This is a genomic window from Nitrospira sp., from assembly GCA_024998565.1.
GTDB lineage: Bacteria > Nitrospirota > Nitrospiria > Nitrospirales > Nitrospiraceae > Nitrospira_A.
The window spans coordinates 48,084-72,812 of the sequence record JACOEM010000013.1 but is presented as its reverse complement, the minus strand read 5'-3'; the positions used below and the strand labels follow the sequence as shown (position 1 = coordinate 72,812).

Annotated in this window: 28 protein-coding genes and 2 tRNA genes; 20 read left to right on the top strand and 10 right to left on the bottom strand. The window is 56.7% G+C overall.

Annotated features, from left to right (window positions below; translation table 11 throughout):
• Positions 1–7 precede the first annotated feature (7 nt).
• Positions 8–676, top strand: a complete 669-nt coding sequence (locus H8K11_17720; GenBank protein ID MCS6265588.1) for a hypothetical protein — start codon at positions 8–10, stop codon at positions 674–676.
• On the opposite strand, the gene H8K11_17715 is transcribed toward H8K11_17720, so the two are convergent.
• From H8K11_17715 to H8K11_17675, 9 genes are all read right to left on the bottom strand, one after another.
• A tRNA-Asn gene (locus tag H8K11_17715) sits at positions 635–710 on the bottom strand. The two genes, H8K11_17720 and H8K11_17715, sit on opposite strands and share 42 nt — an antisense overlap.
• A gap of 64 nt (positions 711–774) precedes the next feature.
• A complete protein-coding gene (locus tag H8K11_17710; GenBank protein MCS6265587.1) occupies positions 775–1,044 on the bottom strand; it encodes a hypothetical protein in 270 nt (89 codons plus the stop codon).
• A gap of 81 nt (positions 1,045–1,125) precedes the next feature.
• Positions 1,126–1,404 (bottom strand): pyruvate ferredoxin oxidoreductase, encoded by a 279-nt coding sequence (locus tag H8K11_17705; protein ID MCS6265586.1) that lies wholly within the window; start codon positions 1,402–1,404, stop codon positions 1,126–1,128.
• A 23-nt stretch (positions 1,405–1,427) separates the two neighbouring features.
• Complete coding sequence (locus H8K11_17700) at positions 1,428–2,135, bottom strand: 2-oxoacid:acceptor oxidoreductase family protein (GenBank protein ID MCS6265585.1); 708 nt, start codon at positions 2,133–2,135, stop codon at positions 1,428–1,430.
• Between the two features lie 17 nt (positions 2,136–2,152).
• Positions 2,153–3,055, bottom strand: coding sequence for a ferredoxin oxidoreductase (locus tag H8K11_17695; GenBank protein MCS6265584.1), 903 nt, complete (start codon positions 3,053–3,055; stop codon positions 2,153–2,155).
• A gap of 69 nt (positions 3,056–3,124) precedes the next feature.
• Entirely contained in the window at positions 3,125–4,336 is a 1,212-nt protein-coding gene (locus H8K11_17690) for a ferredoxin oxidoreductase (GenBank protein ID MCS6265583.1), read from the bottom strand.
• A gap of 42 nt (positions 4,337–4,378) precedes the next feature.
• The gene (locus H8K11_17685) at positions 4,379–5,014 is read right to left on the bottom strand and encodes a carbon monoxide dehydrogenase (protein ID MCS6265582.1); all 636 of its coding nucleotides are present in this window, start codon (positions 5,012–5,014) and stop codon (positions 4,379–4,381) included.
• A gap of 334 nt (positions 5,015–5,348) precedes the next feature.
• A complete protein-coding gene (locus H8K11_17680) occupies positions 5,349–5,636 on the bottom strand; it encodes a hypothetical protein (protein ID MCS6265581.1) in 288 nt (95 codons plus the stop codon).
• Between the two features lie 18 nt (positions 5,637–5,654).
• Positions 5,655–6,068, bottom strand: coding sequence for a DUF2203 domain-containing protein (locus H8K11_17675; GenBank protein MCS6265580.1), 414 nt, complete (start codon positions 6,066–6,068; stop codon positions 5,655–5,657).
• A 511-nt stretch (positions 6,069–6,579) separates the two neighbouring features.
• Here H8K11_17675 and rho point away from each other — a divergent pair.
• From rho to H8K11_17585, 18 genes are all read left to right on the top strand, one after another.
• On the top strand, positions 6,580–7,827 hold the full coding sequence (rho, locus tag H8K11_17670; GenBank protein ID MCS6265579.1) for a transcription termination factor Rho: 1,248 nt from the start codon (positions 6,580–6,582) through the stop codon (positions 7,825–7,827).
• 99 nt (positions 7,828–7,926) lie between these two features.
• On the top strand, positions 7,927–8,133 hold the full coding sequence (gene rpmE / locus H8K11_17665; protein MCS6265578.1) for a 50S ribosomal protein L31: 207 nt from the start codon (positions 7,927–7,929) through the stop codon (positions 8,131–8,133).
• A gap of 95 nt (positions 8,134–8,228) precedes the next feature.
• Positions 8,229–9,311 carry a peptide chain release factor 1 gene (gene prfA / locus H8K11_17660; protein MCS6265577.1) on the top strand — a complete coding sequence of 361 codons (1,083 nt, stop codon included), beginning with the start codon at positions 8,229–8,231 and terminating at the stop codon, positions 9,309–9,311.
• Entirely contained in the window at positions 9,308–10,237 is a 930-nt protein-coding gene (gene prmC / locus H8K11_17655) for a peptide chain release factor N(5)-glutamine methyltransferase (protein MCS6265576.1), read from the top strand. The genes prfA and prmC overlap by 4 nt, the downstream gene beginning before the upstream one ends.
• Before the next feature lie 40 nt (positions 10,238–10,277).
• Complete coding sequence (murA, locus tag H8K11_17650) at positions 10,278–11,534, top strand: UDP-N-acetylglucosamine 1-carboxyvinyltransferase (GenBank protein ID MCS6265575.1); 1,257 nt, start codon at positions 10,278–10,280, stop codon at positions 11,532–11,534.
• Positions 11,535–11,575: 41 nt separating this feature from the next.
• The gene (locus tag H8K11_17645) at positions 11,576–12,232 is read left to right on the top strand and encodes an ATP phosphoribosyltransferase (protein MCS6265574.1); all 657 of its coding nucleotides are present in this window, start codon (positions 11,576–11,578) and stop codon (positions 12,230–12,232) included.
• Between the two features lie 50 nt (positions 12,233–12,282).
• Positions 12,283–13,566 carry a histidinol dehydrogenase gene (gene hisD / locus H8K11_17640; GenBank protein MCS6265573.1) on the top strand — a complete coding sequence of 428 codons (1,284 nt, stop codon included), beginning with the start codon at positions 12,283–12,285 and terminating at the stop codon, positions 13,564–13,566.
• On the top strand, positions 13,563–14,168 hold the full coding sequence (hisB, locus tag H8K11_17635) for an imidazoleglycerol-phosphate dehydratase HisB (GenBank protein MCS6265572.1): 606 nt from the start codon (positions 13,563–13,565) through the stop codon (positions 14,166–14,168). The genes hisD and hisB overlap by 4 nt, the downstream gene beginning before the upstream one ends.
• 86 nt (positions 14,169–14,254) lie before the next feature.
• The gene (gene hisH, locus H8K11_17630; protein MCS6265571.1) at positions 14,255–14,863 is read left to right on the top strand and encodes an imidazole glycerol phosphate synthase subunit HisH; all 609 of its coding nucleotides are present in this window, start codon (positions 14,255–14,257) and stop codon (positions 14,861–14,863) included.
• A 32-nt stretch (positions 14,864–14,895) separates the two neighbouring features.
• Positions 14,896–15,594 (top strand): hypothetical protein, encoded by a 699-nt coding sequence (locus H8K11_17625; GenBank protein ID MCS6265570.1) that lies wholly within the window; start codon positions 14,896–14,898, stop codon positions 15,592–15,594.
• A gap of 22 nt (positions 15,595–15,616) precedes the next feature.
• Positions 15,617–16,342: a 1-(5-phosphoribosyl)-5-[(5-phosphoribosylamino)methylideneamino]imidazole-4-carboxamide isomerase gene (gene hisA, locus H8K11_17620; protein MCS6265569.1), complete on the top strand. Its 726-nt coding sequence runs from the start codon at positions 15,617–15,619 to the stop codon at positions 16,340–16,342.
• A gap of 74 nt (positions 16,343–16,416) precedes the next feature.
• Positions 16,417–17,187 carry an imidazole glycerol phosphate synthase subunit HisF gene (hisF, locus tag H8K11_17615; GenBank protein MCS6265568.1) on the top strand — a complete coding sequence of 257 codons (771 nt, stop codon included), beginning with the start codon at positions 16,417–16,419 and terminating at the stop codon, positions 17,185–17,187.
• Between the two features lie 15 nt (positions 17,188–17,202).
• Positions 17,203–17,886 carry a bifunctional phosphoribosyl-AMP cyclohydrolase/phosphoribosyl-ATP diphosphatase HisIE gene (locus tag H8K11_17610; GenBank protein ID MCS6265567.1) on the top strand — a complete coding sequence of 228 codons (684 nt, stop codon included), beginning with the start codon at positions 17,203–17,205 and terminating at the stop codon, positions 17,884–17,886.
• Positions 17,879–18,223, top strand: a complete 345-nt coding sequence (locus tag H8K11_17605; GenBank protein ID MCS6265566.1) for a histidine triad nucleotide-binding protein — start codon at positions 17,879–17,881, stop codon at positions 18,221–18,223. The genes H8K11_17610 and H8K11_17605 overlap by 8 nt, the downstream gene beginning before the upstream one ends.
• A 131-nt stretch (positions 18,224–18,354) precedes the next feature.
• Positions 18,355–20,199 carry a DNA primase gene (locus H8K11_17600; protein MCS6265565.1) on the top strand — a complete coding sequence of 615 codons (1,845 nt, stop codon included), beginning with the start codon at positions 18,355–18,357 and terminating at the stop codon, positions 20,197–20,199.
• Between the two features lie 2 nt (positions 20,200–20,201).
• Complete coding sequence (rpoD, locus tag H8K11_17595; GenBank protein ID MCS6265564.1) at positions 20,202–22,007, top strand: RNA polymerase sigma factor RpoD; 1,806 nt, start codon at positions 20,202–20,204, stop codon at positions 22,005–22,007.
• 153 nt (positions 22,008–22,160) lie between these two features.
• Positions 22,161–22,237: transfer RNA gene (locus tag H8K11_17590), tRNA-Ile, on the top strand.
• 77 nt (positions 22,238–22,314) lie between these two features.
• On the top strand, positions 22,315–23,091 hold the full coding sequence (locus tag H8K11_17585) for a hypothetical protein (protein ID MCS6265563.1): 777 nt from the start codon (positions 22,315–22,317) through the stop codon (positions 23,089–23,091).
• Here H8K11_17585 and rnhC read toward each other — a convergent pair.
• Complete coding sequence (gene rnhC, locus H8K11_17580; protein MCS6265562.1) at positions 23,088–23,798, bottom strand: ribonuclease HIII; 711 nt, start codon at positions 23,796–23,798, stop codon at positions 23,088–23,090. The two genes, H8K11_17585 and rnhC, sit on opposite strands and share 4 nt — an antisense overlap.
• A gap of 33 nt (positions 23,799–23,831) precedes the next feature.
• On the opposite strand from rnhC, the gene H8K11_17575 reads away from it, so the two are divergent.
• Positions 23,832–24,722 (top strand): M48 family metalloprotease, encoded by an 891-nt coding sequence (locus H8K11_17575; GenBank protein ID MCS6265561.1) that lies wholly within the window; start codon positions 23,832–23,834, stop codon positions 24,720–24,722.
• The last annotated feature ends 7 nt before the right edge of the window (positions 24,723–24,729 follow it).

The window sequence follows — 24,729 nt, the reverse complement described above, 5'->3', positions numbered from 1 at the left end:
ATCTTTCATGACGCCGCATTACACGCAGAAGCGCCGTAAGGATCAGTCGATTAACCGGATTGCCTACTATCGCTGTACGAAGACCATGCAGCACAACAATACGGTCTGTACGATTAAGGCCCTGAATGCCGATACGGTAGAACGACAGGTGATTGAATACCTATCCACGCTAAGTCAGCAGGCGGAATGGGTGAAAGTGACCGTAGAAGAATTAAACCGGGACCAGAAAGAGCAAGTGCGACCATTGGAACAGGAGGGTATCCGGCTGAAGGCAAGCCTGAATCGGCTTGAACGCGAAATAGATCGATTAGTGCGAGGGGTAGGGCAGGGGACGGTATCCGTCCAACGCCTGGAAGATGAGATGCGCCGGCAGCAGCAGGAACAGCACAGCCTAGAAACTCAGTACCAGGCCGTGCAACGGCAGATCCAGGAGCATACGGCAAGAGAATATGATTCAGAGGTTGTGCTACGGAACCTGAAGAATTTTCAAAAGATCTTTGCGGCGTTACTTCCGAAAGAGCAGATGGAAGTGCTGCGGTGTTTGGTGCGGGATATCATCGTTTACCCCGACAAGCTCGTCTTTAATATCTTTGAACTTGCCGAGGTGGGAACGAGTTCGCAGGAGCGTAAAGGTTGGCTCCCCGGGCAGGACTCGAACCTGCGACCAGCCGGTTAACAGCCGGCTGCTCTACCAACTGAGCTACCGGGGAACAAAGAGACTCAAAATAATCGTCGGCATTCTAGCAAAACTAAAGAGAGAAGGGGGAGACTTTTTTAGATGCCGAAATCATCAGTCTCGTCTTCGTCTGATGAGGCATCCGTATTTCCTTCAGCCAGTGCAGCAAAATGTTTTGCCCAGGTGAGGTAGAGATTCCCGCTATCCCGCATCGTATCGGCGGCCTTAATGAGCTTTTCAGCTAGTTCAGGGTCTTTCCCTCCGGCGTGAATGGCTGCGGCTTGCCGCTCAATTGCCTTGGGATATTCATTCAGTAGGCCGGCGATATCACGTAGCAGTTCATCGAGCACATTGTCTTCTTGTTCCATGGGATCGATCCTCTCAGTGCTCAGTTCAAGAAAAAGCCCCATAGCGTGGAACGCTATGGGGCCTTGTAACAACGCGACTCGCTACCCTTGGTAGGCTTGTCCGAGGCCTGCGGACTCGCCCTTGTGGCTCATCAGCTGCCCAGTGGCGCTGACTGCCTGCATCTCGATTGCCTCGTGTTTGGCGGCGTTACAGACAACGACGCAGAGTTCGCATCCCTTACAACGATCGATGGTGACTTCTGCCACCATTTTTGTCGAGTTAAGGTCCAAGCAGTTGGCTTCCGGGCAATACATGATGCAGAGGCGGCAGCCCTTCTTGGCCACGCACTTCTCGTCGATCACTTGCGCTACGTTATACATGCGACGTGGTTCCTTCTCTCTCGTTAAGCTGCAACGGCAGGATTGCCAACCCGCAACTCGACCTTGTTCTTGTCAGCCCATTCGCTTGCGATTTCGTAGGCTCGCTTGACGGTTGCCAGGTTCTTCGCTAATAGCATTTCTTTCTTGGCAAACTTCTTTTTGATCGCTTCGTCCAGGGAGGCGGTACCACCGGATGCCACGAACTTCTTGCCAAAGCGTTCCTGCAAGGCGCCGTCGAGAGCTTCCATGGAGACGCATTTGGTAATACCTGCGACCGAACCGATCATCGACATATTGGTCGAGAGCTCGGTGCCAGCGACTTCGATCGCGAGCTCGGTTCCCGCAATGTAGAACAAGGCCACGTTCAGGTCCTTGAGGCGATTGATATCTTCTTCTGACAAGAGAGGCTGGGCTGAGTTGATGATGACGACCCCCCCCTCTTTGACCCCGGAGTAGAAGGGCATGGTGTAGCTCTTGCCCATTGTAATAACCTGAGGATGAAACACTTCAATGACGTCGGGAAATACCAACTCACCGCGGTCATAGATCCGCTCAATGCCGATCCGACAGTAACTTTCAGCGGGAGCCATTCGTTTCTCGGCGCCAAAAAATGGATTCGAAATGGAAAACTTTCCGTCTCGGTTGGCGGCCATGGCCATTACGTGGGCTGCCGTCACGGCGCCCTGCCCACCCAACCCGGACATGCGAATATTGAGTCTCTTCTTGATCATGAGCGACCTCCGATTCCTTAAGCTTTTCCCGCTAACTGTTTTGCGGCGGCTTTGCGTTCCTTGTCTTTAGCGGCCAGTTCAGCCAGGAACTGCTTCGCCGGCTCGCTGACATACTCTTTATAAGCAAATCGCTCAGTTGGCTTTTCAGAGTCACGCATTTCCTGGAGACCTTCCATGCTGTTCTTGCCGATTTCAAGGATGCACGGCGTGTACAGCTGGATGTACGTGGGGCCAATCTCACGCGCGATAAGGACGGAATTCCGGATCACCTTTTCCACAAGCGACGGTTTGCTCACTGTGCAGTTGACGACATAGTGACAGCCGGACTCTCTGGCAATTTCAGGCAAACGGACTTTGTCGAACAGTTTTCCAACCGGGGCCATCTTGGCAACGAAGCCCTTTTGCATCAGGCCGCTCTCTTGTCCACCGGTATTGGCATATAGTTCGTTGTCAAAACAGATGGTGGTGAACTTTTCCTGGCGAAACCAGGCCTGCAATGTCATGTCGAGGCCGATATCCACCGTCGCGCCATCGCCTGCTAAAACAACCACGTCTTTCACACGATCCGGGAATCGCACACTCAGTGCTCGCTTGAGTCCCGATGCAATGGCATTCTGATTGCCAAAGAGTGAGTGGATGTTGTGCACAGCCACCATGGGGAACACGAGGCTGGTACAGCCTGTGGAGCCAACCATCACTGTATCCTCAGGATTGGGGAGCGAGGCCAAGATATAGCGGAAGGCCATGGATTCAGGGCAGCCGGCGCACAATGAATGCTGCTCAATCAGTTCCTTCGATGTTCCAATATCTTTCCAGCCACGATCCTCTTTCCCATAGGTCGCGCTTTGAACGAGGTCCTGATAGTCCGACGGCATGATGTCATATAGGTCCGGCGAAATTTTGATTCGCTCTTTGCTCATGTATACCTCCTCAAGGCTTGTCTATTCCGTAATAATGGCTTAATGGACGGTTACGCAGCTCAGTTACTATCAGCTACCTCTTCCGGCGAGTGACTCGGAGCGCAAGCCTAGAGCCGTTTTGATCTCTGAGGCAATGATTTCAGGTGGCATCGTCATTCCGCCACACACATGCGGGCCGGCATGAACACGCTCGCTGTTGGGGATGGTGGCCTTGATTTCTTTCGCCAACCAGCCTGTCACGTTAAACTCTGGGACAAAAATGTGTTTCGCATTCTTGGTGGCTTCGCGAATTTCCTCGCCGGGCCAGGGACGGAGTGACTTGACCTTCACTAATCCGCAACGCACACCCTCGTCCTCAAGCAGGCGAATGGCTTCCCGCCCCTGCGAGACGGCCGTGCCTGACGCAACAATCACGACCTCTGCATCAGTGTTTTCCGTGTCAATCAGGCCATTGATCCATTTGATGGTATGTTTGCGCGAACGTTCCACTGCTGCCCAGATTTCCTGCTGCCAGGAAGCATGGGTGGCATAGCTGATGTAGTTGCTTTTCATGATGAACGGATCGCGCATCATCCGGACCGGAGGACATTCCATGTCCATGCAAGGCACGGGTGAGCGGTAAGGATCGTAAGGTGGCAGGCACATATCAGCTGGGGTGAGGTTCACGACGTCTTTCGTGTGGGTCACAAAGAAGCCGTCACAGCATAGCGCCAGAGGCAAATGCACTTCCGGCTCTTCCGATACCATGAAGCCTTTAAGGATCCAATCGAAAAAATCTTGTGCCGTTTCCGCGTGCCAAACCAGCATGCCCGTATTTAAGAGGTAGGAAATCTCAATGGTATCTGGCTGAATCGACAACGGGGAGTTGATGCCACGACACGTGACGATCATTTGAATCGGCAGACGAGCACCTGCCCACATTGGAAAGTTTTCCATCGCACGCATGGTGCCGGGTCCCGCGGTCGTAGTGAACACCCGTGCGCCGCCAAAGGCCGCGCCGGCGCATTGGGACATAACGGCAAACTCGCTCTCTCCTCGGAAATAGTCCCCGATGTAGCCTTCGGCAAACAATTCACCGATCAAGGCAGCAGCTTCACTTTGAGGGGTGATGGGGTAGGCAATCATGACGTCGCAGCTTGCGCGACGCAGAGCCTCTTTAATGACCTCGCTACCGGTGTAAAAAGACGGGTTTCGCGGGGCCTCGTGCATCATCTTCCACGCATCTGTATATGTCTGGCCCTTCTTATTTTGTGTCCCGATGTGGGATTTTATTTCCGCCATGGACTCGGCCTCCTTTTAATCGTTAGAAGTGCTTGAAGCCACTTAGTTTGACGCGCTGGTCTTTGCTGTGGTCAGCCTTGGTTTGACCGTGCCCTTGAGTTTTCGGATCCACTCGCCGAGCTTGAGGATTTTCTCCACAGAAGCATCCCTAAAGGAGAGCATCGCATCTTCATGCCCCGCTTGAGCGCACATTGCGACGGTATAGCAGGACGTTCCGCCCCGAATGATCTTTAGCGACAGATTCGCCTGATGGCAGTGCACCCCGATGAACATGCAGCAGTCGATCTTGTTATGCCAGATGGTCAGGTTCGGGTGGTTGGGATTAATTTCTACTTCGGGATTGATTTTCGGATACTTGGGGCGATAGTCCGGCATCGGGATCAGCATCGGTTTCTGTCCGGGCTGAACGCATTCCTTTAAAATTTCATATAGCTTTCTGACGGCAGCGGCCTTCTTGGCGGCCTTTTCGTTCCAGGCCCACAAGACTAATGGACCCGGGAAAATGGTCGGTACCTGCGCCATCAGGAACTGGCGAGCCGCTTCTTCATAGGCTTTTTCTTCAGGAACGATGACACCGTTGATATGGGCCTCGCCTGGGTTGGGGAGATAGATCCCCATGGAGGCTGCTGCTGGTGGCAAGAAGTGCTCTGGGCCTGGTAACACGCGATACTGAGTCATTCGAACCTGCTCTCTTTTTTGGGGTTAACAACTTGGAGAAGGGGCACCCTCGGTTAAAGCGTGGGGTCAAGTCACTCTATGCTTTCTCGATGTTTCTCTGCAACACGGCAGAAGGCCCACTTTGGGAAAATTTAGGGCCAGCGCGGGAGACGGCCGTTAGGTCTTTTGAACTAGAGTGATTCGGCCTTCACAAACGGCGCTAAGTGCGCATTATAGGTGGCGATCTTTCGGGTTGTCAATCTGAGGAATATGCAGGACGCTACCCAGTGTTAGTGGGACGTAGGTGCTTACTTTTGCTGCGAGTAACTGACCTCGCGTTCCTGAAGAACGTTGATTACGTGTGCGATTGTGAAGCGGGAAGTACCTGTTGGAAGGGATGGACTTCCACGCGTTCGAAAATTCCGTGCACTGTGTAGGGGTCTTCTTGGGCGATCCGCTTGGCTTCTTCGAGAGAATCTGCCTCTATGATGATCAGACTCCCTGCCTGATCAGTGAACGGGCCCGCTAAGAGCACTCGCCCTGCGCGGTTCAATGGCTCCAGTCCGGCCAGATGAGCGGTGCGGTGAATTTTGCGTTTTGCTTGGCCGTCGGGCCCATCGAAGCCAAGGATAACGAATGTCATGGAGTGTGCTGTCCTTTGCTATCTAGAGCTTTCGTCAAGCGGGTGGCGATCTTTGTATCCACAGGAAGTTTCGTGCCACCATCGAATTTCATCTTCACCGAACTTCCAGCACAGATAGACTACACGACCTTCGAGCTTATATGGAAAGTCACATAGTCCGAGGTCGACGTCTTTGATGACCACGCCGAGTTCGTGAATCGCCTGTAGGCTTCCGCTGATCTCGTGGAGGGCTCGAATGTAAAGCGCTCCAACGGGGCTTCCGCCCCCTGAGGCGGCCTGCGCGCTGGCCTTACTGACCTCTTCCTTGGTGCTCGCAATAACGGTCTTGGCTCGACGTACGGCGGCAAATCGCTGATTGAGTTGAGGAAGGAGTTCGTTGGCTTCGGCCAGCGTGAATATGCGATCCGGTGTGTCGTTGTCTGATTTGGCCATGAAAATTTCTCCGCGCGATCTTTAACATATCACTCCACGGCCTGCAACCGAGGTGCCCAACCACACTTCGGTTTGACGTATGAGAAGACCTGTATGTGGCGATCGGGGCGTTGCGGAGTGAGCAAGAAGGTGTGTTGTTGTTCGACGAACGACGGATCAGGCGTTAATGTATTGACAATGTTCGGTGTCGGCGCTAGAATCACTTCAACTTCGCGATTTGTACAAATTGCTTTACCTTCTGTGCATCAGCTTCCGAGACCCATCTCAATCATAAATTCCCAAGGGTAGTGCAGCATCAGTTGTGCAATAGTGGGTTGTTTTCATTTCCGCAAAATCTAAATCGACAACACCTTCATCGAATTATCCTGCCGCAGACAACCAGCAGGTCGACATCTAGACAATCACTTCCGTGAATTCGTTCATGACCATTAAATCGTTTTTCTCATTTTGGGGAGCTGTCGGGTTGAGAGCCCGATAGGGAAGAGGTATGACACAGGTTAAAGGGGAAGTTATGCATCTCGCGGAACTCAAACAGAAGTCGATTGCCGACCTGAATGAGGTGGCGCGGGATCTGAAGATTGAGGGGGCGGCAAACCTGCGAAAGCAGGAGCTCATATTTGCCATTCTCCAAGCACAGACTGAGAAAAACGGTGTGGTGTTTGGTGAAGGAGTGCTGGAGACCCTGCCGGATGGGTTTGGGTTTCTGCGCGCACCTGACTCGAACTATCTCCCGGGGCCTGACGATATCTATATCTCCCCTTCGCAGATTCGCCGATTCAACCTCCGGACGGGAGATATTGTGTCGGGGCAAATACGTCCGCCCAAGGAGAGCGAGCGTTATTTTGCCTTGCTCAAGGTTGAGAAGGTTAATTATGAAGATCCTGAAGTTGCGCGTGACAAGATCCTGTTCGATAACCTGACCCCCCTCTATCCTGAAGAGCGCCTCAATCTCGAATTCGACCGGGAAGAGTATTGCACGCGTGTCATGGATCTCACGACCCCGATCGGCAAGGGGCAGCGTGGTCTGATTGTCGCCGCGCCGCGCACCGGAAAAACCATGTTACTGCAGGCGATCGCCCGCGCGATTCTGAAGAATCATAAGGAAGTCACGCTGATCGTCCTGTTAATTGATGAGCGACCTGAAGAAGTCACAGATTGGCAGCGGCAGGTGAAAGCCGAAGTGATCAGCTCTACATTCGACGAACCGGCACAGCGCCATGCTCAGGTTGCGGAAATGGTGCTGGAAAAGGCGAAGCGGCTGGTCGAGCACAAGAAGGATGTCGTCATCCTCCTCGATAGCATCACCCGGTTGGCCAGAGCATATAATACGATTGCTCCTCCCAGCGGAAAGGTGCTCTCGGGCGGTTTGGATTCGAATGCATTGCAGCGTCCGAAACGATTCTTCGGTGCCGCCAGAAATATTGAAAACGGCGGAAGCTTAACGATCATGGCGACCGCGCTGATTGATACCGGCAGTCGCATGGACGACGTGATTTTCGAAGAATTCAAGGGAACTGGTAATATGGAAGTGCACTTGGATCGTCGCCTGGCCGACAAGCGCTTGTTCCCGGCGATTGATATCAGTCAGTCCGGGACCCGCAAGGAAGAGTTGCTGGTCGACCGCGACCGCTTGAACAAGATGTGGATCCTGCGAAAGGTGCTGAGCCCATTAGGGACGATGGAAGCGATGGAGTTCTTAATGGACAAGATCGGCGGGACCAAAACCAATCAGGAATTCTTGCAATCCATGAATCGTTAGGCTTCCGCTTGCCAGTGCGGGCCACTCCAGTGTAAAGTCGTGCACCCTGGCGAGCAGGACCGGGCGAGTCAACGAATCAAGGGTAGTAGAGGAGCACGCATGCAAAAGGGAATTCATCCAGTCTACCGTGAAGCGACTGTGCATTGTGCTTGCGGGAACACGTTCAAGACGCGATCCACCATTGGGGACATCAAGGTCGACATCTGTGCCGGGTGCCATCCCTTCTTTACGGGAACCCAGAAAATCGTCGATACCGAAGGACGGGTCGAACGGTTCAAGAAGAAGTACGCCAAGAAAGATAAGTAGGCCTCAGTCAGGACATCATGGAGACCCTGCTTCCTTTTGGGGCAGGGTCTCTTGTTTTTTGGGGTCAAGCGGGCTACGGCCGGAATGGGCGGGATATGGAAGACGGGCTGATCAAGAAGTGGGAAGGCATGGCTGCGCGCTTCCAAGAGCTGACTAATCAGCTCATGGATCCGTCTGTCCTGAATCAGCCTGGGATGATCCACAAGCTGAACAAGGAACGGACAGAGTTGGAAGAGCCAGCGCTGCAATTTGTCGCCTATTGCGAGGCAAAGAAGCAGTTGGAGGACGTATCCGCCATGCTCCAGGACGCCTCAACAGGGGCAGACATGAAGCAGCTATTTGCGGAGGAGAGCGACCATCTGAAGCAGCAGGTGCTGGATTTCGAACATCGCGCCAAAGATTTTCTCACTCCGAAGGATCCCCGTGATGAGAAGAACATGTTTCTGGAAATCCGGGCGGGAACGGGCGGGGACGAGGCGGCACTGTTTGCCGGAGATTTGTTCCGGATGTACCTGAAGTATGCTGAGCGCAACCGGCTCAAATTAGAAGTCGTGGATGCGTCTGAGACCGGCATCGGTGGGTATCGAGAAGTGATTGCGCTACTCGAAGGAAAGGGTGCGTACGGTCGACTCCGGTACGAAAGTGGAGTGCACCGCGTGCAGCGCGTGCCGACCACTGAAGCCAGCGGAAGAATTCATACCTCGACGGTGACGGTGGCGGTCATGCCGGAGGTGGATGAGGTCGACGTGCATATCGACCCGAAGGATTTGCGTATCGACACGTTTTGTTCGTCGGGAGCGGGCGGGCAGAGTGTCAATACGACCTATTCGGCGGTCCGGATTACCCACATCCCGACCGGCGTGGTCGTCAGCTGCCAGGATGAGCGGTCGCAGCTCAAGAATCGAACGAAAGCCATGCGGAATTTGCGGGCGCGGATTGTCGAAGCCGAGCGTGAAAAACAGGAAGCGGAAATCGCACAAAACCGTAAATCGCAGGTGGGAACGGGCGACCGAAGCGAAAAGATCCGCACGTACAATTTCCCTCAAAACCGTGTGACGGATCATCGCATCGGACTGACGGTGCACAAACTCGATCAAGTCTTGGCCGGGGATCTGGAAGAGATTGTTCAGGCGCTACGCGCACACTATGAACATTTGGCTTCCCTGGAAACGAAATGAGTATGGATCAACTCGGCATCGCCGCTAGCCCCGCAGGAAGCATCCGTTCTGCGCTGGCTGAAGCTCAGCGGAGTCTGCACGTGGCCGGTATCGAGGAGCCTGCATTGGAGGCAGCCTGGCTGCTGGAGCATGTGCTGCATCTTTCCCCGCTCATGCAAAGGGTACAGGGTGAGCGTCCTGTGTCGGCCGTGGATTATGCGAACGTGCAAGAGTTGGTTGCACGGCGCGCCAACCGTGAGCCGCTGCAGTATCTGCTGGGCACGCAGGAGTTTTGCGGCCGGGAGTTTCGTGTCACCTCCGCTGTCCTTATCCCGCGGCCAGAGAGTGTCTTATTGGTTCAGGGGACGATCCGTCGATGCAGGCAGAATCCCGCGGCGGTTGTGGTAGATGTGGGAACCGGGTCCGGTTGCCTGGCTGTGTCTGTGGCCTCGGCCCTAGCTGATGCGCGAGTGCTGGCGATCGATGCCTCGGGTGACGCGTTGGCTGTGGCGCGGGCCAATATGGAACAACACGGACTCGATGCGCGAATTGAATGTGTACAGGGAGATCTGCTGGCACCGTTGGCCGAACGTGGGTGGGCGAGTCAGGTGGACGTGGTTGTGTCGAATCCGCCCTATATCGCCGACTTCGATCTGGTGACGCTCCAGCCGGAGGTACGATGTTTCGAGCCGCGTTTGGCGTTAGCCGGCGGGCCTGATGGAATGGATGTACATCGTCGGCTTCTGCAGCAAGCGCCCGTCTATTTGAAGTCCGGGGGGGTGCTGCTGATGGAAGTGGGCCTCGGTCAGGCGGCGTCGGTCTGTCGCGAAGCCGAGAAAAGCGGATGGTTTCGCACCTACGATGTTCTGCGGGACGAAGGTGGCATTGACCGCGTGGTTTGCTTCGAGAAGAAGGAGGAGAGGTCGAGTCCCTTGATCGTCAACTAGGCATGCTAGCGGCAACGGGCGGATCGTCTTCGTAATTCTCATGGACCAGATCATCATCCAGGGCGGCAGGCCGCTACGAGGAGAAGTCCGCACTAGCGGGGCGAAAAACGCGGCATTGCCCATTCTCGCATCGACCATTCTTGGAGGCGGCGAATGTGTGCTCTCGAATATGCCTCGGGTCGTCGATGTGCTTACGATGGGAAAGTTGCTCGGCATGCTGGGCATTTCCGTCGCGCAAGAGGCGAATCATACGATTGTGGAGGCTCAGGCGATTGCTTCCACCGAAGCGCCGTACGATCTTGTTCGAACCATGCGGGCGTCTGTTTTAGTGCTGGGCCCCCTCGTGGCCAGATTGGGTGAAGCGAAGGTGTCGCTCCCTGGCGGTTGTGCGATAGGGTCTCGCCCGGTCAACTTCCACCTCGCGGGCTTGGAAAAAATGGGCGCGACCGTCGAAATCGAGCACGGCTATATCAAGGCGACGGCGCGTCGTTTGAGAGGAGCTCGCATCTACTTCGATACGCCCAGCGTGACCGGCACTGAGAACCTCATGATGGCAGCCGTCCTGGCCGAGGGAACTACAGTGCTCGAAAACGCGGCGAAAGAACCTGAAATTACCGATCTGGCCGCCTTTCTCGTCAAGCGTGGCGCGCGCATCAGCGGGGCGGGCACGGACATGATTACGATTGATGGTGTGACGGAGCTGCACGGCGCGGATCATGCCGTGATTCCCGACCGGATTGAGGCGGGTACCTATCTTGTCGCCGGAGCCATTACCGGTGGTGAGGTGGTGGTGGATTGCTGTCGACCTAAGCACATGGAGCCGCTGTTGGTCAAACTGCGGGAAAGTGGCGTGGAGTTGATCGAGGAAAAGGAACGGATTCGCCTCAAGGTCACCGGACGGCTGAAGGGGACGAATGTCCGGACCAGTCCGCATCCTGGATTTCCCACCGATATGCAGGCGCAGTTTGTCGCGCTCATGTCTGTGGCCGAAGGGACCAGCGTCGTCACAGAAACGATTTTCGAAAGCCGGTTCATGCATGTGGAGGAGTTGCGCCGTATGGGCGCGGATATTCGAGTCGAAGGAAACCGGGTCGTCATTACAGGGAAAGAGCGGTTGACGGGCGCACCGGTCATGGCCTCGGACCTTCGCGCCAGCGCCGGATTGATCGTGGCCGGGCTCGCCGCCGAGGGCACGACGGAAGTCTCGCGAGTCTACCATCTCGATCGAGGCTACGAGCGTCTCGAGGAGAAGTTCAGAGCATTAGGCGCCAGCGTGGAGCGAAGAAAGGGGAAGTGACCGTGGGGGCGACGAAATCACGCAGCAAGAAGTCGCAGGGCCTGACCATTGCGCTGTCCAAGGGCAAGTTGTTGGGGCCGGTGCTGCATCTGCTGAAACAAGCCGGCTACTACAGTCCCGGCCTGTCGACGGAGAGTCGTAAGTTGGTGTTTGCCTGTTCGTCCAACGATGCCACTTTCCTGATCGTCAGGCCGACCGATGTGCCCACCTATGTCGAGCACGGAGCGGCGGATGTCGGGGTGGTCGGTAAAGATGTGTTGCTGGAGCAGGGGAGCGACGTCTATGAGCCGTTGGATTTGAAGGTCGGAGCGTGTAGAATCTCGGTCGCCGCACTGCAGGGGCAGCCCTCGCCGGACCGGTGGTCGTCGAAGATTCGTGTGGCGACGAAGTACCCCAACGTCACCGAACGGTATTTCAATCAGCGTGGGGTGCCGGTCGAAATTGTGAAACTGTACGGTTCTATCGAACTCGCGCCGATTGTCGGATTAGCCGATCGAATTGTCGATTTGGTTGAAACGGGCAGTACGCTTAAGGCGCATGACTTGGCGGAGGTTGAGGTGATCACGCACTCGACCGCCAGGTTGATTGTGAACCGGGCCAGCCTCAAATTGAAACATGAGCCGCTCAAGGTGTTGATCGAGCGGCTGCGCGCTGCTGTAGCGGTGGAAGATGGCCGCGGGGCTGCAGTGCGCGCATAAACGTAAGTCTCTCAGTTCGTGGCCGGTGTCGAAGCGGCGGGACAGATGATATGACCATTCTGGCGAGCACCGATCGGGCGTATGACAAGGCGTTGCGAAAAATCGTAACCCGCTCGCGCAGTCAAGGCGCAGGCGTGGAGAAGAGCGTGCGCACGATTCTGAAGGCCGTGGAGCGGGGCGGGGATCGTGCAGTCCTCCGGTATACGAAAAAGTTCGATCGGCTGTCCTTGAAGCTCGATCACATGCGTGTCGCTCCCGAAGACATCAAAGAGGCCTACTACCACATTCGCAAGGATGAGGGGGATTCCCTCCGCTATGCCGCGGAACGTGTCCGGCAATTCCATGAGCGTCAGCGCACCAAAACCTGGATGTACCAGGAACAGAACGCCACACTCGGTCAGATGGTCACGTCCCTGGACGCCGTCGGCGTGTATGTGCCGGGCGGCAAGGCCGTGTATCCCTCGTCGGTATTGATGTGCGCGATTCCTGCAAAAGTGGCGGGTGTTCGGCGTATCGTGATGTGTACCCCGACCCCAAAAGGCGAGATCAATCCCTATCTGTTGGTAGCCGCGGATATTGCCGGTGTGGATGAAATCTACCGCGTCGGCGGTGTGCAGGCCATCGGCGCGATGGCGTTCGGGACGAAGACCATCGCCAAAGTCGATAAAATTGTGGGGCCCGGCAATATTTTCGTCGCTACGGCCAAGCGACTGCTCTATGGCACCGTCGGTATCGATATGGTGGCCGGTCCCAGTGAGTTGCTCGTGGTGGCGGATGATGACGCCAAGCCGGCACATGTGGCGGCGGATCTGCTCTGCGAGGCGGAGCATGACGAAGATGCGCAGGTCTACCTCGTGACGACCTCCGCGTCGTTGGCCAAAGAAGTGGTGCGCCTGATTCAGGTGCAGTTGAAAGGCTTGCAACGAGAGAAAATTGCGGCGAAGTCGATTGCCCGACATTTTGTGGCATTCGTCGTTCCTACCATGGATGAAGCCATTGAGGTGGCGAATGCGATCGCGCCCGAGCATCTTACCCTCTCGGTCGACCGGCCGTTCGATTATTTGGAACAGGTTCGGCACGCCGGGGCCCTGTTTCTGGGCCGGTATACACCGCCTGCGGTGGCGGATTACGTCGCCGGTCCGAACCATGTGTTGCCGACCGGGGCGACGGCCCGCTTCTTTTCGCCGTTGTCGGTCAACGATTACGTGAAGGTGAGCAACATCGTGCATTACACCAAGGAAGAGTTGACGAAAGCCAAGGATCATATCGTCCGACTGGCGCATATCGAGGGCTTCGATGCGCACGCCAAATCAGCCCAAAGCAGGTTCGCATGAAAAAGAACGGTGTTCCCAGGCAGGCCTCGCTTCACCGTGCTACGAAGGAAACGGACATCCGCGTCGAATGGACTCTGGACGGCACCGGCCAGGGCAAGGTCGAGACCTCCATCCGGTTCTTCGACCACATGCTGGATCTGCTTGCCAAGCATGGGTTCTTTGACCTGACGGTCCAGGCCAAGGGCGATATCGACATCGACGAACATCATACGGTAGAAGACGTCGGGATCGTCATGGGCAAGGCGCTGAATCAGGCCTTGGGTGAAAAGGCGGGGATCAAGCGATTCGGATTCGCCTCGGTCCCGCTGGATGAAACCCTCGCCCAGGTGACGGTGGATCTCAGCGGGCGCCCTTATCTGGTGTACAACGTCAATTTGCCGGATCGAAAGATCAAGACATTCGACCTGGGCCTCTTTGAGGATTTTTTCCAGGCCTTTGTGACCCACGGTGGGCTGAATCTGCATGTGAATCTCCAGTACGGACGCAATCCGCACCACATTATGGAAGCTATCTTCAAGGCGTTGGCCCGAGCGTTGGATCAAGCCACCGCGTTGGAAGAGCGTTTGTCTGGGGCCGTCCTCTCCACGAAGGGAAGCCTCTAGGTAACAGCGGTGGTGCGAGCGGGGCAGTGTCTGCCGGCCTATCCGTCGTCCACCGAGTCCCCACGGGCCGTCTCCGAACGCGATATATGATTGCCATCATCGATTACGGCATGGGTAATTTGCGGAGTGTCTCCAAGGCCTTTGAGGCGATGGGACATCAGGCGGTGGTCACGCGCGAGGCTCGCGTCATTGCGGATGCCAGTCACGTGGTATTGCCCGGCGTGGGAGCCTTCGGGGATTGCATGGCGAATCTGGAACGGTATGAATTGATCGCGCCGATTCATGCCGCCGTTCAATCCGGAAAACCTTTTCTGGGCATCTGCCTGGGACTGCAATTGCTGTTCACGGAGAGTGAAGAGTTCGGGGTGCACAAAGGTCTCGGCATCATACCGGGGCGGGTGAAAAAAATTGTGCTGGAGCCCCCGCTGAAAGTGCCGCATATGGGGTGGAACGAGATTCAAATCGTGCAATCCGCCCCTCCGTTTGCAGGCATCGCGACCGGTAGCTATTGTTATTTTGTACATTCCTACTACGTTGAGCCGGTTGAGTCCTCGGTGATCGCCACCGTGACCGAGTACGGGCGGTCCTTTGCATCTGCCGTGTGGAAAGACAATGTCGTCGCCTGTCAGTTTCATCCTGAAAAAAGCCAAGCGGTCGGACTTCAAGTGATCAAGAACTTCGGGGCCTGGACGTGAGAGGCTGGTCTGTGCGGGCGCTATGGATTCCGATGGCGTTGCTGCTTCTGGCGGGCTGCAGCGGGACGAAAGTGACGTCCAAAGCCTCGTCGCAGTTGGAAAAGTATCCGGTCCGCACAATCGCCCTCATTCCGTTTGAAACGATGGCGACTCCTCAAGCGGTCGAGGCGTCCGGGCCCGCGTTTCCCGTCCCGTCCGGCGCAAGACGGTCCGACATGGCTGTCGGGGTTCCTCCAACGACCGATGAGTCCGTGCGCCAGACTCATCGCGTGCCGGCCTCTGCAGGTGAGAAAGTCACGGATTTGATGTGGACAAAACTCAAAGCCCGATCAGGGTTGCGACTGCTTTCCCCCAACGAATCCGTAAGAGTTGCGCGGGAAATTTCCGCGGGGACTGCGACGGAACCGATGCCGGCCCACAAGATCGCGCAACGGCTCGGAGCCGATGCGGCACTCAGCGGCAAGGTGCTCGTCTATCAGGAACGTGTCGGTAGTCGACTGGGCGCGGACCCGCCCGCCGCCGTAGGATTCGAGGTGAACCTGGTCGCGCCGGACGGTACGGTCCTGTGGGAGGGCAACTACTATGAGAAGCAGCGGCCGATGACGGAAGACTTCCTAGGCTTCGTGCAGCGCTATGGCGCGTTTGTCACTGCCGAGGAGCTAGCCGCCTATGGAGCGGCCGAATTGGCGGACGCGTTTCCCTATGGTGGCGCAGCGGGTGAGGCAAAATGAACGTGTTGCGACAGGTGGTGGTATGCGTGTAATTCCGGCAATTGATCTCAAAGACGGCCGTTGCGTCCGATTGCGGCAGGGCGACATGGCCGCTGAAACGGTGTATTCCGAAGACGTGCCCTCGGTGGCCGGCCGCTGGCAGCAGCAAGGCGCCGATCTTATTCATGTCGTCGATCTGAACGGCGCCGTCGATGGGGAGCCGAAGAATCTTACCCAGATCGAAGCGGTCATGAAGACAGTCAGCGTGAAGGTGCAGGTGGGAGGTGGAATCCGGACCATTGAGACCGTGCGGCGATATCTCCATGCGGGTGTGGCGCGCGTGGTGCTCGGCACGGCTGCCCTTATGGATCGAACGTTTCTGGCGCAGGCCTGTCAGGAGTTCCCTCGGCGTATTTTGTTGGGACTCGACGCGCGAGACGGGAAGGTCGCGGTGAAGGGCTGGACGGCAGTGTCCGAAACCAAGGCCATCGATCTCCTCAAAGAACTTGCCGGCCTTGAACTGGGGGCCGTCATTTACACCGATATCGCCCGGGATGGAATGCTCAATGGGCCGAACCTGACGGCGTTGCGAGAAGTCGTTGATTGTTCGTCATTTCCCGTCATCGCGTCCGGTGGCATCACGCGTGTGGAAGATCTGCAGGCGGTGCATGCGCTCGGTCCTCGCGTGGAGGGGGCCATCGTCGGCAAGGCCCTCTACGACGGGAAATTGGATTATGCGGCAGCGGTTGCAGCCATCGGAATACGTTGAGGAGCTTGCATGAGGCTGCGCGCAACAAGAACCGGCTCCCTTCAGATTCCACATGTCACACGCCACAAACCTCTATGCTGACCAAACGCATTATTCCCTGCTTGGATGTGAAGGATGGTCGAGTCGTCAAAGGCGTGAGCTTTGTGAATTTGCGGGATGCCGGCGATCCGGTCGAGGTAGCGACCATCTATGATCGCGAAGGCGCGGACGAATTGTGCTTTTTGGATATCACCGCCTCACACGAAAACCGCAAGACCATCATCGATGTAGTGGAGCAAACCGCCGCTCGTGTGTTTATGCCGCTTACGGTCGGAGGCGGGGTGCGTACGTTGGATGATATTCGGACCTTGCTGAACGCCGGGGCCGACAAAGTGAGTATCAATACGACGGCGGTGCAGCAACCGGAATTTGTTCGCGAGGCTGCCCAGCGATTCGGTACCCAGTGCATCGTGGTGGCGATCGACGCCAAACAGTCCGGCCAGGCGGGTCGCTGGGAAGTATTTACCCACGGTGGAAGAAAACCAACCGGTCTGGACGCAGTCGAGTGGGCGCAACGGATGGAAGGGTACGGGGCCGGAGAGATCCTCCTGACCAGTATGGACCAGGATGGTCGCCAGAACGGGTATGATTTGGCGCTGACTGCGGCGATTTCGGAGCGTCTCTCGATTCCGGTGATTGCCTCGGGCGGGGTGGGGACCTTGGAGCATCTCTACGAAGGGTTGGTGAAAGGGAAGGCGGACGCCGTCCTGGCCGCCTCGATCTTTCATTATCGAACCCATACCATTCAGCAGGCGAAGGCCTATCTGCGAGACCGCGGGGTCCCGGTGAGACTGAGCCCAGCCTAGATGGAGCAGAAGGTGATGTCGAAAGAAAGTCGGGCCATGACGTTTGACGGGCAGGGGTTGATCCCTGCTGTGATTCAAGATTGGCTGGATGGTACCGTGCTGATGGTCGGGTATATGAATCAAGATGCCATTGCCAAGACACTTCAGACGCGGTCCGTTCACTTTTGGAGCCGGTCTCGCCGGAAGTTGTGGGAGAAGGGCGAGACGTCCGGGCATTTCCTCAAGGTGAAGGACCTCTTTGTCGATTGTGATCGTGACACGATCCTCGTGAAAGCGGAACCTGTCGGACCGACCTGCCATACCGGTGAACGTGCCTGCTTTTTCGCCCGTATGACGCAAGAGGGGCAGGCCGGTGAGGAGAAAACCCAGGATGCCGGTGGCGGGATCTTGGATCGGGTGTATCAGACCATTTTGAGCCGGAAGGCCAGTCCGCAGCCCGACTCCTATGTGTCGAAACTCTTGCAGGGCGGAGCTGATCGCATTCTCAAGAAGGTGGCAGAAGAGGCGGGAGAAGTGATCATTGCCGCAAAGAATCAAAAGCGGGATGAGATCATCTACGAGACAGCCGATCTGCTCTTTCACACCTTGCTGGTGCTGGGGTACCACGATGTGACGCTGAACGAGGTGTATCGTGAACTCGGGACTCGATTCGGAAAGTCCGGGATCCGGCCCTCGCCTGAGGAGGGATCACGTGGATAACTGTATTTTTTGTCGCATTGTCGAAGGCGGTATTCCTGCCAAAATTGTGTACCAGGATGATCAGGTTCTGGCATTCGATGACATCAATGCCCAGGCCCCGGTCCATATCCTGGTGATTCCGAAACGCCATGTGGCCGCGGTGCAGGACTGTCGAGAGGGAGACCAGGCTCTCCTAGGGCATCTTTTGTTGACCTGCTCAAAAATTGCAGGCATGAAAAACCTGGCTGAATCCGGCTATCGGATTGTGACGAACACTGGAGCGGAGAGCGGGCAGACCGTGTTTCATCTCCATCTTCATGTGCTCGGCGGAAGGCACATGGCCTGGCCTCCGGGATAATCCGCTCCTCTCCTCGATTGACACTCATACGGACCGTTTGTTAGGGTGAACGGTCAACTTTCAATCGCGCTCAATGCACTCCAGCCGGCTGCAGCCTGGTTGGATTCCTGCGGGCATAAGCGAGGACCGCCGTGGGCCAAGGCCTGATTTCGGACGACGTCATCAACCAAATCAGAGACCGAGTGGACATCGCGGAGATCGTGGGTCACCACGTGGCATTGACCCGAGCCGGCCAGAATCTCAAGGGGCTCTGTCCGTTCCATCAAGAAAAGTCTCCCTCCTTTACGGTCAGCTCTTCGCGACAGATCTTTCACTGCTTCGGCTGCGGCGCCGGCGGCAACGTGTTTACGTTTCTGATGAAATTGACCGGGGCCGGCTTTCCTGAGATTGTTCGTGATCTGGGCCGCAAGGTAGGGGTGGATGTGCCGGAGTCGGCCGGTGGATATTCCAGCGAGGCGCGCACGCAGCTGGGTCGGCTGGAACGGCTCAATGCTGCCGCCGGGGCCTATTATCAGCGCATGTTACTGGATCACACCGCCGGTGCTCCTGCCCGTGCGTATCTCGATGGGCGCGGCATTCAGCACCACACGATTGCCCAGTTTCAAATCGGCTATGCTCCGCAGGAATGGGATGGATTGACCAAAGCCATGTTGAAAGAGGGCTTCACTCCTGCGGATCTGGTTGCCGCGGGCCTGTCCATTCCGCGAGATCAGAGCGGACAACAGAAAACCGCCGTGTCAGGCCACTACGATCGGTTCCGTTCCCGGGTCATGTTTCCCATCGTGGATTTGCGCAAACGGGTCGTGGCGTTCGGCGGACGGATTCTTGGAGAGGGGATGCCCAAGTATTTGAACTCCCCCGAGACGCCGCTCTTTAAGAAAGGGCAGACCTTGTTCGCCCTGGAAGCGGGCCGTGAGGCGGCGGGGCAGCAACACACATTAATTATTGTGGAAGGGTATTTCGATGCCGTCGCGTTGCACCAGGCCGGCATCCGTCATGTGGCCGCCACATTGGGTACAGCCCTGACCGCCGAACACATTGCTGTGATCAGGCGATTTGCTTCCAATGTCGTGCTGTTGTTCGATCCTGATCAGGCCGGGGTACGGGCTGCACTGCGAACGTTGGACTTATTCGTCAACAGTGGGTTGAGCGTTAAGGTTGTCTCGCTTCCGGAGGGAGATGATCCCGATACATACGTGAGGAAATACGGAGCCGAAGGGTTTACGGCTTTACACGGAGCGGCCCCGAGTCTGCTGGATTTTGCCGTAGAGCATAGTCTGCGGACGGCTGAGTCCGGGACCGTGGAAGACCGGATCCGCGCCGTGGATGCGGTGTTACGGATTCTGCAGAAAAGCGCCCATCCTATCGAACGAGAGGAACGGATCCGTCTAGTCGCGGAACGGTTGGGACTCAGTCAGCAACGATTGATCGATCGCTATCCGACGTTGGCATCCGAGGAGACACGCCGGCCTTCTTCCCGTCCCACGGCCCCGCCAACTGCGGCGGCGTCGAAACCGAAGGGCAACCCGGAGGAGCGTGATCTGGCACATCTCCTGGTGCAGGGAAGTCTGTCGGCCGAGGATCTTCGGAAGTTGTCGCCGGACGCCTTTTCCGCACCGGCTTATCGCCGACTGATTGAATGCGCGATGCAGCATCTTGAGCAGGATGGGCGGGTATCCGTCCGGGGCCTGTTGGATGCGCTGATCAATGACGAGGATTGTGGCTCGTTGGTGTCTGAGTTGTCGATGCTGGAGCAGCATTATGATGATGTCCCTGCACATATTGCCGGATGTTTGGACACGCTCGAGCGGAGAGGTCGTGAGCGGACCATGGGTGCGCTGATTCAGGAGTTGAAGGCCGCCGAACGGGAGCGGCGTGAAGCGGATGTGCACCGCCTGAACGGATTGATTAACGAGATGCGGATTCGGAAAGCCGGCGTGATGCCGGCTGCGCTGACGTCTGCGGTGAAGGAGTAGGTATGCCGAAACAAGAATTACTCGGCGAAGTGAAGAAGCTCATCAATCTCGGCAAAGAGAAGGGCTTTCTCACTTACGACGATCTCAACAGCACGTTGCCGGCCGATGTCGTGTCATCGGACCAGTTCAGCACGATCATGACGATGTTCGGCGAAATGGACATTGAGATTGTGGAGTCCGCTGACACCGAGCGCGCCCCGAAGGCTGCGGAAGGCGAAGAGGCCATCGAGGAGAGCGAAGAATCCGAGGCGTCCGAGGAAAATGAAAAAGAGATCGATCTGACACCTGGGGCCCTAAGCCGAACCGACGATCCCGTCAGGCTCTACTTGAAAGAGATGGGAAGCGTCGCGCTGCTGAGCCGCGAAGGCGAAATCGAGATTGCCAAGCGGATCGAGGAGGGCAAGAAAGATATCGCCACGGTCGTCTACGGCCTCCCGATGACTCTGGAGTTCGTGCTTAATCTGCGGGATCAGCTGAAGAACGGCAAGATCGATGTGCGAGAGATTGTGCCGGTGGTCGAGACGGAAGAAGACTTTGAAGAAGAAGCCGTCGAGAAGGACTACGAAGAGTTGCGGGTCAAGACGCTGGATTCTCTCAACGCGGTTCGCAAGGTCTCGGCCTCGCTGAAAGACTTGTACGACAAGGCTCGCCATGTGGGCGCCGATCCGGAGAAGCAGAAGAGACTGCGCAAACAGATCGATACGGTACGCGGGCAGGTCGTCGACAAGATGGAGTCGGTCAATCTGCACGGCGTGTTGAAAGACCGGATGACGCAGCGGGTTCGTGACCTCAATCTGTTGTTCCGCCAAGCAGAGCGTGAGGTCACGAGCTGCCAACGTCGTCTGGGTGTCGGCGGTGAAGCCGGTGCGGAGCTCTTGCGGCGCTTGTGTCGGACACACAAGGATCTTCTCGCGGTCAAACGGCGGACCAGCCTCTCCGAAGAGGTACTACAGGACATCAAGAAGCACTATCAGGCGGCCAAGGGACGGATTCGCCAGCTTGAGACGGAAGAGGCGCTGATTTCTGCCGAAGAAATTAAGGACGCGGTCAAGCATCTCGATGTGGCCGAAGAAAAAGTGAAGCGCGGAAAGGCGGAGCTTGTTGAAGCCAACCTGCGATTGGTCGTGAGTATCGCCAAGAAGTACACGAACCGGGGTCTGCAGTTCCTGGATCTGATCCAGGAGGGCAACATCGGCCTCATGAAGGCAGTCGATAAATTTGAGTACAAGCGCGGGTACAAATTCAGCACCTACGCCACCTGGTGGATCCGGCAGGCGATCACTCGTGCCATTGCCGACCAGGCCCGGACCATCCGCATCCCGGTCCATATGATCGAAACGATCAACAAGCTGATCCGGACCTCGCGCCATCTGGTGCAAAAGCTCGGCCGCGAACCGACGCCGGAAGAGATCGCCGAGCGCATGGACTTGCCGCTCGACAAGGTGCGAAAAATTCTGAAAATCGCGCGCGAACCGATTTCGCTCGAAACCCCGATTGGTGAGGAAGAAGACAGTCACTTGGGGGACTTTATCGAGGACAAGAAGGCGGTCTCGCCACTGGAAGCCGCGATCCGGTATGATTTGCAACGCCAGATCAACGGCGCGCTGGAAACCCTCACGCCTCGAGAGGAAAAGGTGTTGCGCAAACGGTTCGGGATTGGCGAGGCCACCGATCATACTCTCGAGGAGGTGGGGCAGGATTTCGAAGTGACTCGCGAGCGCATCCGGCAGATCGAAGCGAAAGCGTTGCGCAAGCTTCGACACCCGAGTCGCAGCAAGAAGTTGCGCAGCTTTGTGGAGAGCCTCTAGTCGCGCTGTCCGGCTGGTTTGACTCTGCCTGATCGGCAGCCTAGAATCGAGCCCGCTCGAATCAGGTGCCGGCGGCGTGTGTATGCCTGATGACCGGCCGGCATGAGGGATGCCCTCATGCAATCTGTGTCCAGGCGACTGGCTCGTAGGGCTGGGCCCATAGCTCAGGTGGTTAGAGCGGCTGACTCATAATCAGCTGGTCCTAGGTTCAAGTCCTAGTGGGCCCACCAACCTGAGTGCCGCACGATGAATTCCGTGCGAACGGTGTCCGGTCGACATCGGTATCGCATAACCCACAAGGAGCCCGTTGAACCTACAGCTTTCCCCCCTTATTGAATTGCAGAAGCTCGACCTTCGAATCGCCGATCTCAAGGAGCAGCGGCGAAAAATCCCCGAGCGGCTTGAAGAAAATGAGGCGCCGCTTCGCGAGGCGAAGCGTGTGTTTCAGGAGGCTTCGGCTTCTGTCGACGCTCTCGTCAAGGAACGCCGTGGCCACGAGAAGGATCTTGAGGCGCACGAAGACCGTATCGGTAAGATGAAGGACCGCGCCGCCCAGTTAAAAACGAATCAGGAATATCAGGCGCATCTCTTCGAAGTGGAACTTGCCAACAAGAAGAGGGGCGAGATTGAAGAAAAAATTCTGCTGGCGATGGAGCAGATCGAGCAGACGCAGCGAACCATTGTCGATGTGCAGGCAAAGCTGAAGGAATCCGAAGCCCTCTTCATCAAAGAGAAGGCAAAGTTGGACGAGAAGGATCAGGTGCTTGCAACCGAGCTGGCCGAATTAGAGGTCAAGCAGAAGCAGCTCTCGGGACAAGTCGACAAATCACTCCTGGCTCGATACAACAAGCTCAAAACCACGAGGAAAGAGCAGGCGCTGGCACTCATCAAGGACGGCATTTGCGTAGGGTGCCGTCTCCAATTGCCGCCGCAGTTGGTCTCGCAGGTTAAGCGCGGGGAAGATGTCCATACCTGCCCCTATTGCTATCGGATGCTGTATTGGGAAGGGGATCCGGCAACTGAGGTGAAAGGGGCCGTGGATCACGATCAGGCCAAGAACCTGGAAATCGGTGAATCCTTCTAGGTTTCTCCCAGGACCTGCTTCGTTGTCTTGAAGTGCAGCTTGGCGACGGTCTCCAACCGGTCACGTCCGTATTTCTTGACCACCATTCGCCCGGCCAGTTCCACGGCCGCCGACGCGCCCTTGGGCAGTGTGGTGCTCAGCTCTTGAGAGAGTCGATCGAGGCGCTGAAGAAACTCCGCTCGAGCCAGGATCGAGGCCGCTGCCACAGCCAGGTCGGACTCCGCTTTCGTACGTTGAACCAGCCGTATCTGTTTCCCCTTTTCCTGCAGTGCATTCAAGATCAATCGCTCGTCTCCGAACTGGTCCGCGATGGCCAGGTCACAGTCGACTTGCTGGAGCAGATTTTCCAGCGCGCGGGCATGTCCCCAGGCCAGGAGACGATTCAAATTTTTGATCTTGGCATACAGCTCGTTGTATCGCTGCGGCCCGATGGCTACGAGACTATGGGGGCAGAGCAGGCGGATGTCGGGCGCCATTTCGAGGATCCGCCCGTCGGAGATTTTCTTGCTGTCCCGGACCTGCATCAGGGCCAGGTCCTGTTCCAAGGCCGGTGTGACGAACACTGCGGCGATGACCAGCGGGCCGAAGTAGTCCCCCTTGCCTGACTCGTCGATTCCGATGCGACTGAGCGATGAGAGGTTGGTGGCGGCAGGCACTCGGTGAAACTCCCATGTAGCAACTGGCCGGGCGGCGCGGTAATCTAACAGAGCTCATCGGACTGGTCAATTTGTGGAGGCGTGATGGAGGCTCAACGGAAGACGGTCAGGATACGGACGTTCATGATGCGATCGAACATGCTGTGCCTGGCAGGGGTTGTGCTCGGGATGCTGGTGACCACAGGTTGCCAGACCAACCCTTACACTGGGCGTTGGCAGTTGATGATGATGCCGATGTCTCAGGAAACGCAGATGGGGGCCCAGGCCTATGCCGAAGTGAAGAATGATCCGAAGATGAAACAATCGACCGATCCGCGTGAGATTGAACCGGTCAAACGGGTGGCGGCGCGGGTGATCGAGGCTGCCAAGCGGTCCAAGTACAGCGAGATGGCGAATCAATTCGAATGGGAAGTGACCGTCATCAAGGATGACAAGACGATGAACGCGTTTGCGTTGCCGGGCGGAAAGATCGCCGTCTACACCGGTATTTTTCCGGTGGCCAAGACCGAGGCCGGACTTGCGGCCGTGATGGGCCATGAGGTCGTGCATGCGTTGGCACGGCACGGCGGGGAACGAATGAGTCAAAATACCCTGGCGCAGACCACACTGCAGGCGATCGGAATCGCGCTGGGCGTCAGCGGCGCCAACCCAGTGGTCTCGCAAGGAGCGATGGCGGCATTGGGTGTCGGTGCACAAGTCGGGGTGTTGCTTCCGTTCAGCCGGAAACACGAGTCCGAGGCCGACTATGTCGGCGTGTTGCTCGCGGCAGATGCCGGATATGACCCACGGGAATCGATTCAGCTTTGGACGCGAATGGGCGAACTCTCCGGCGGCAAATCGGCGTCTGAATTCATGTCGACCCACCCCAGCCACGAGACGAGAATCGAGCAGCTGGAGGAATGGATGGCGGAGGCCATGCCGATCTATCAGTCAAAGCCACCGGCGCCGAATAGCGAATTGCCCCAGTTGCGTTGAATGCTCG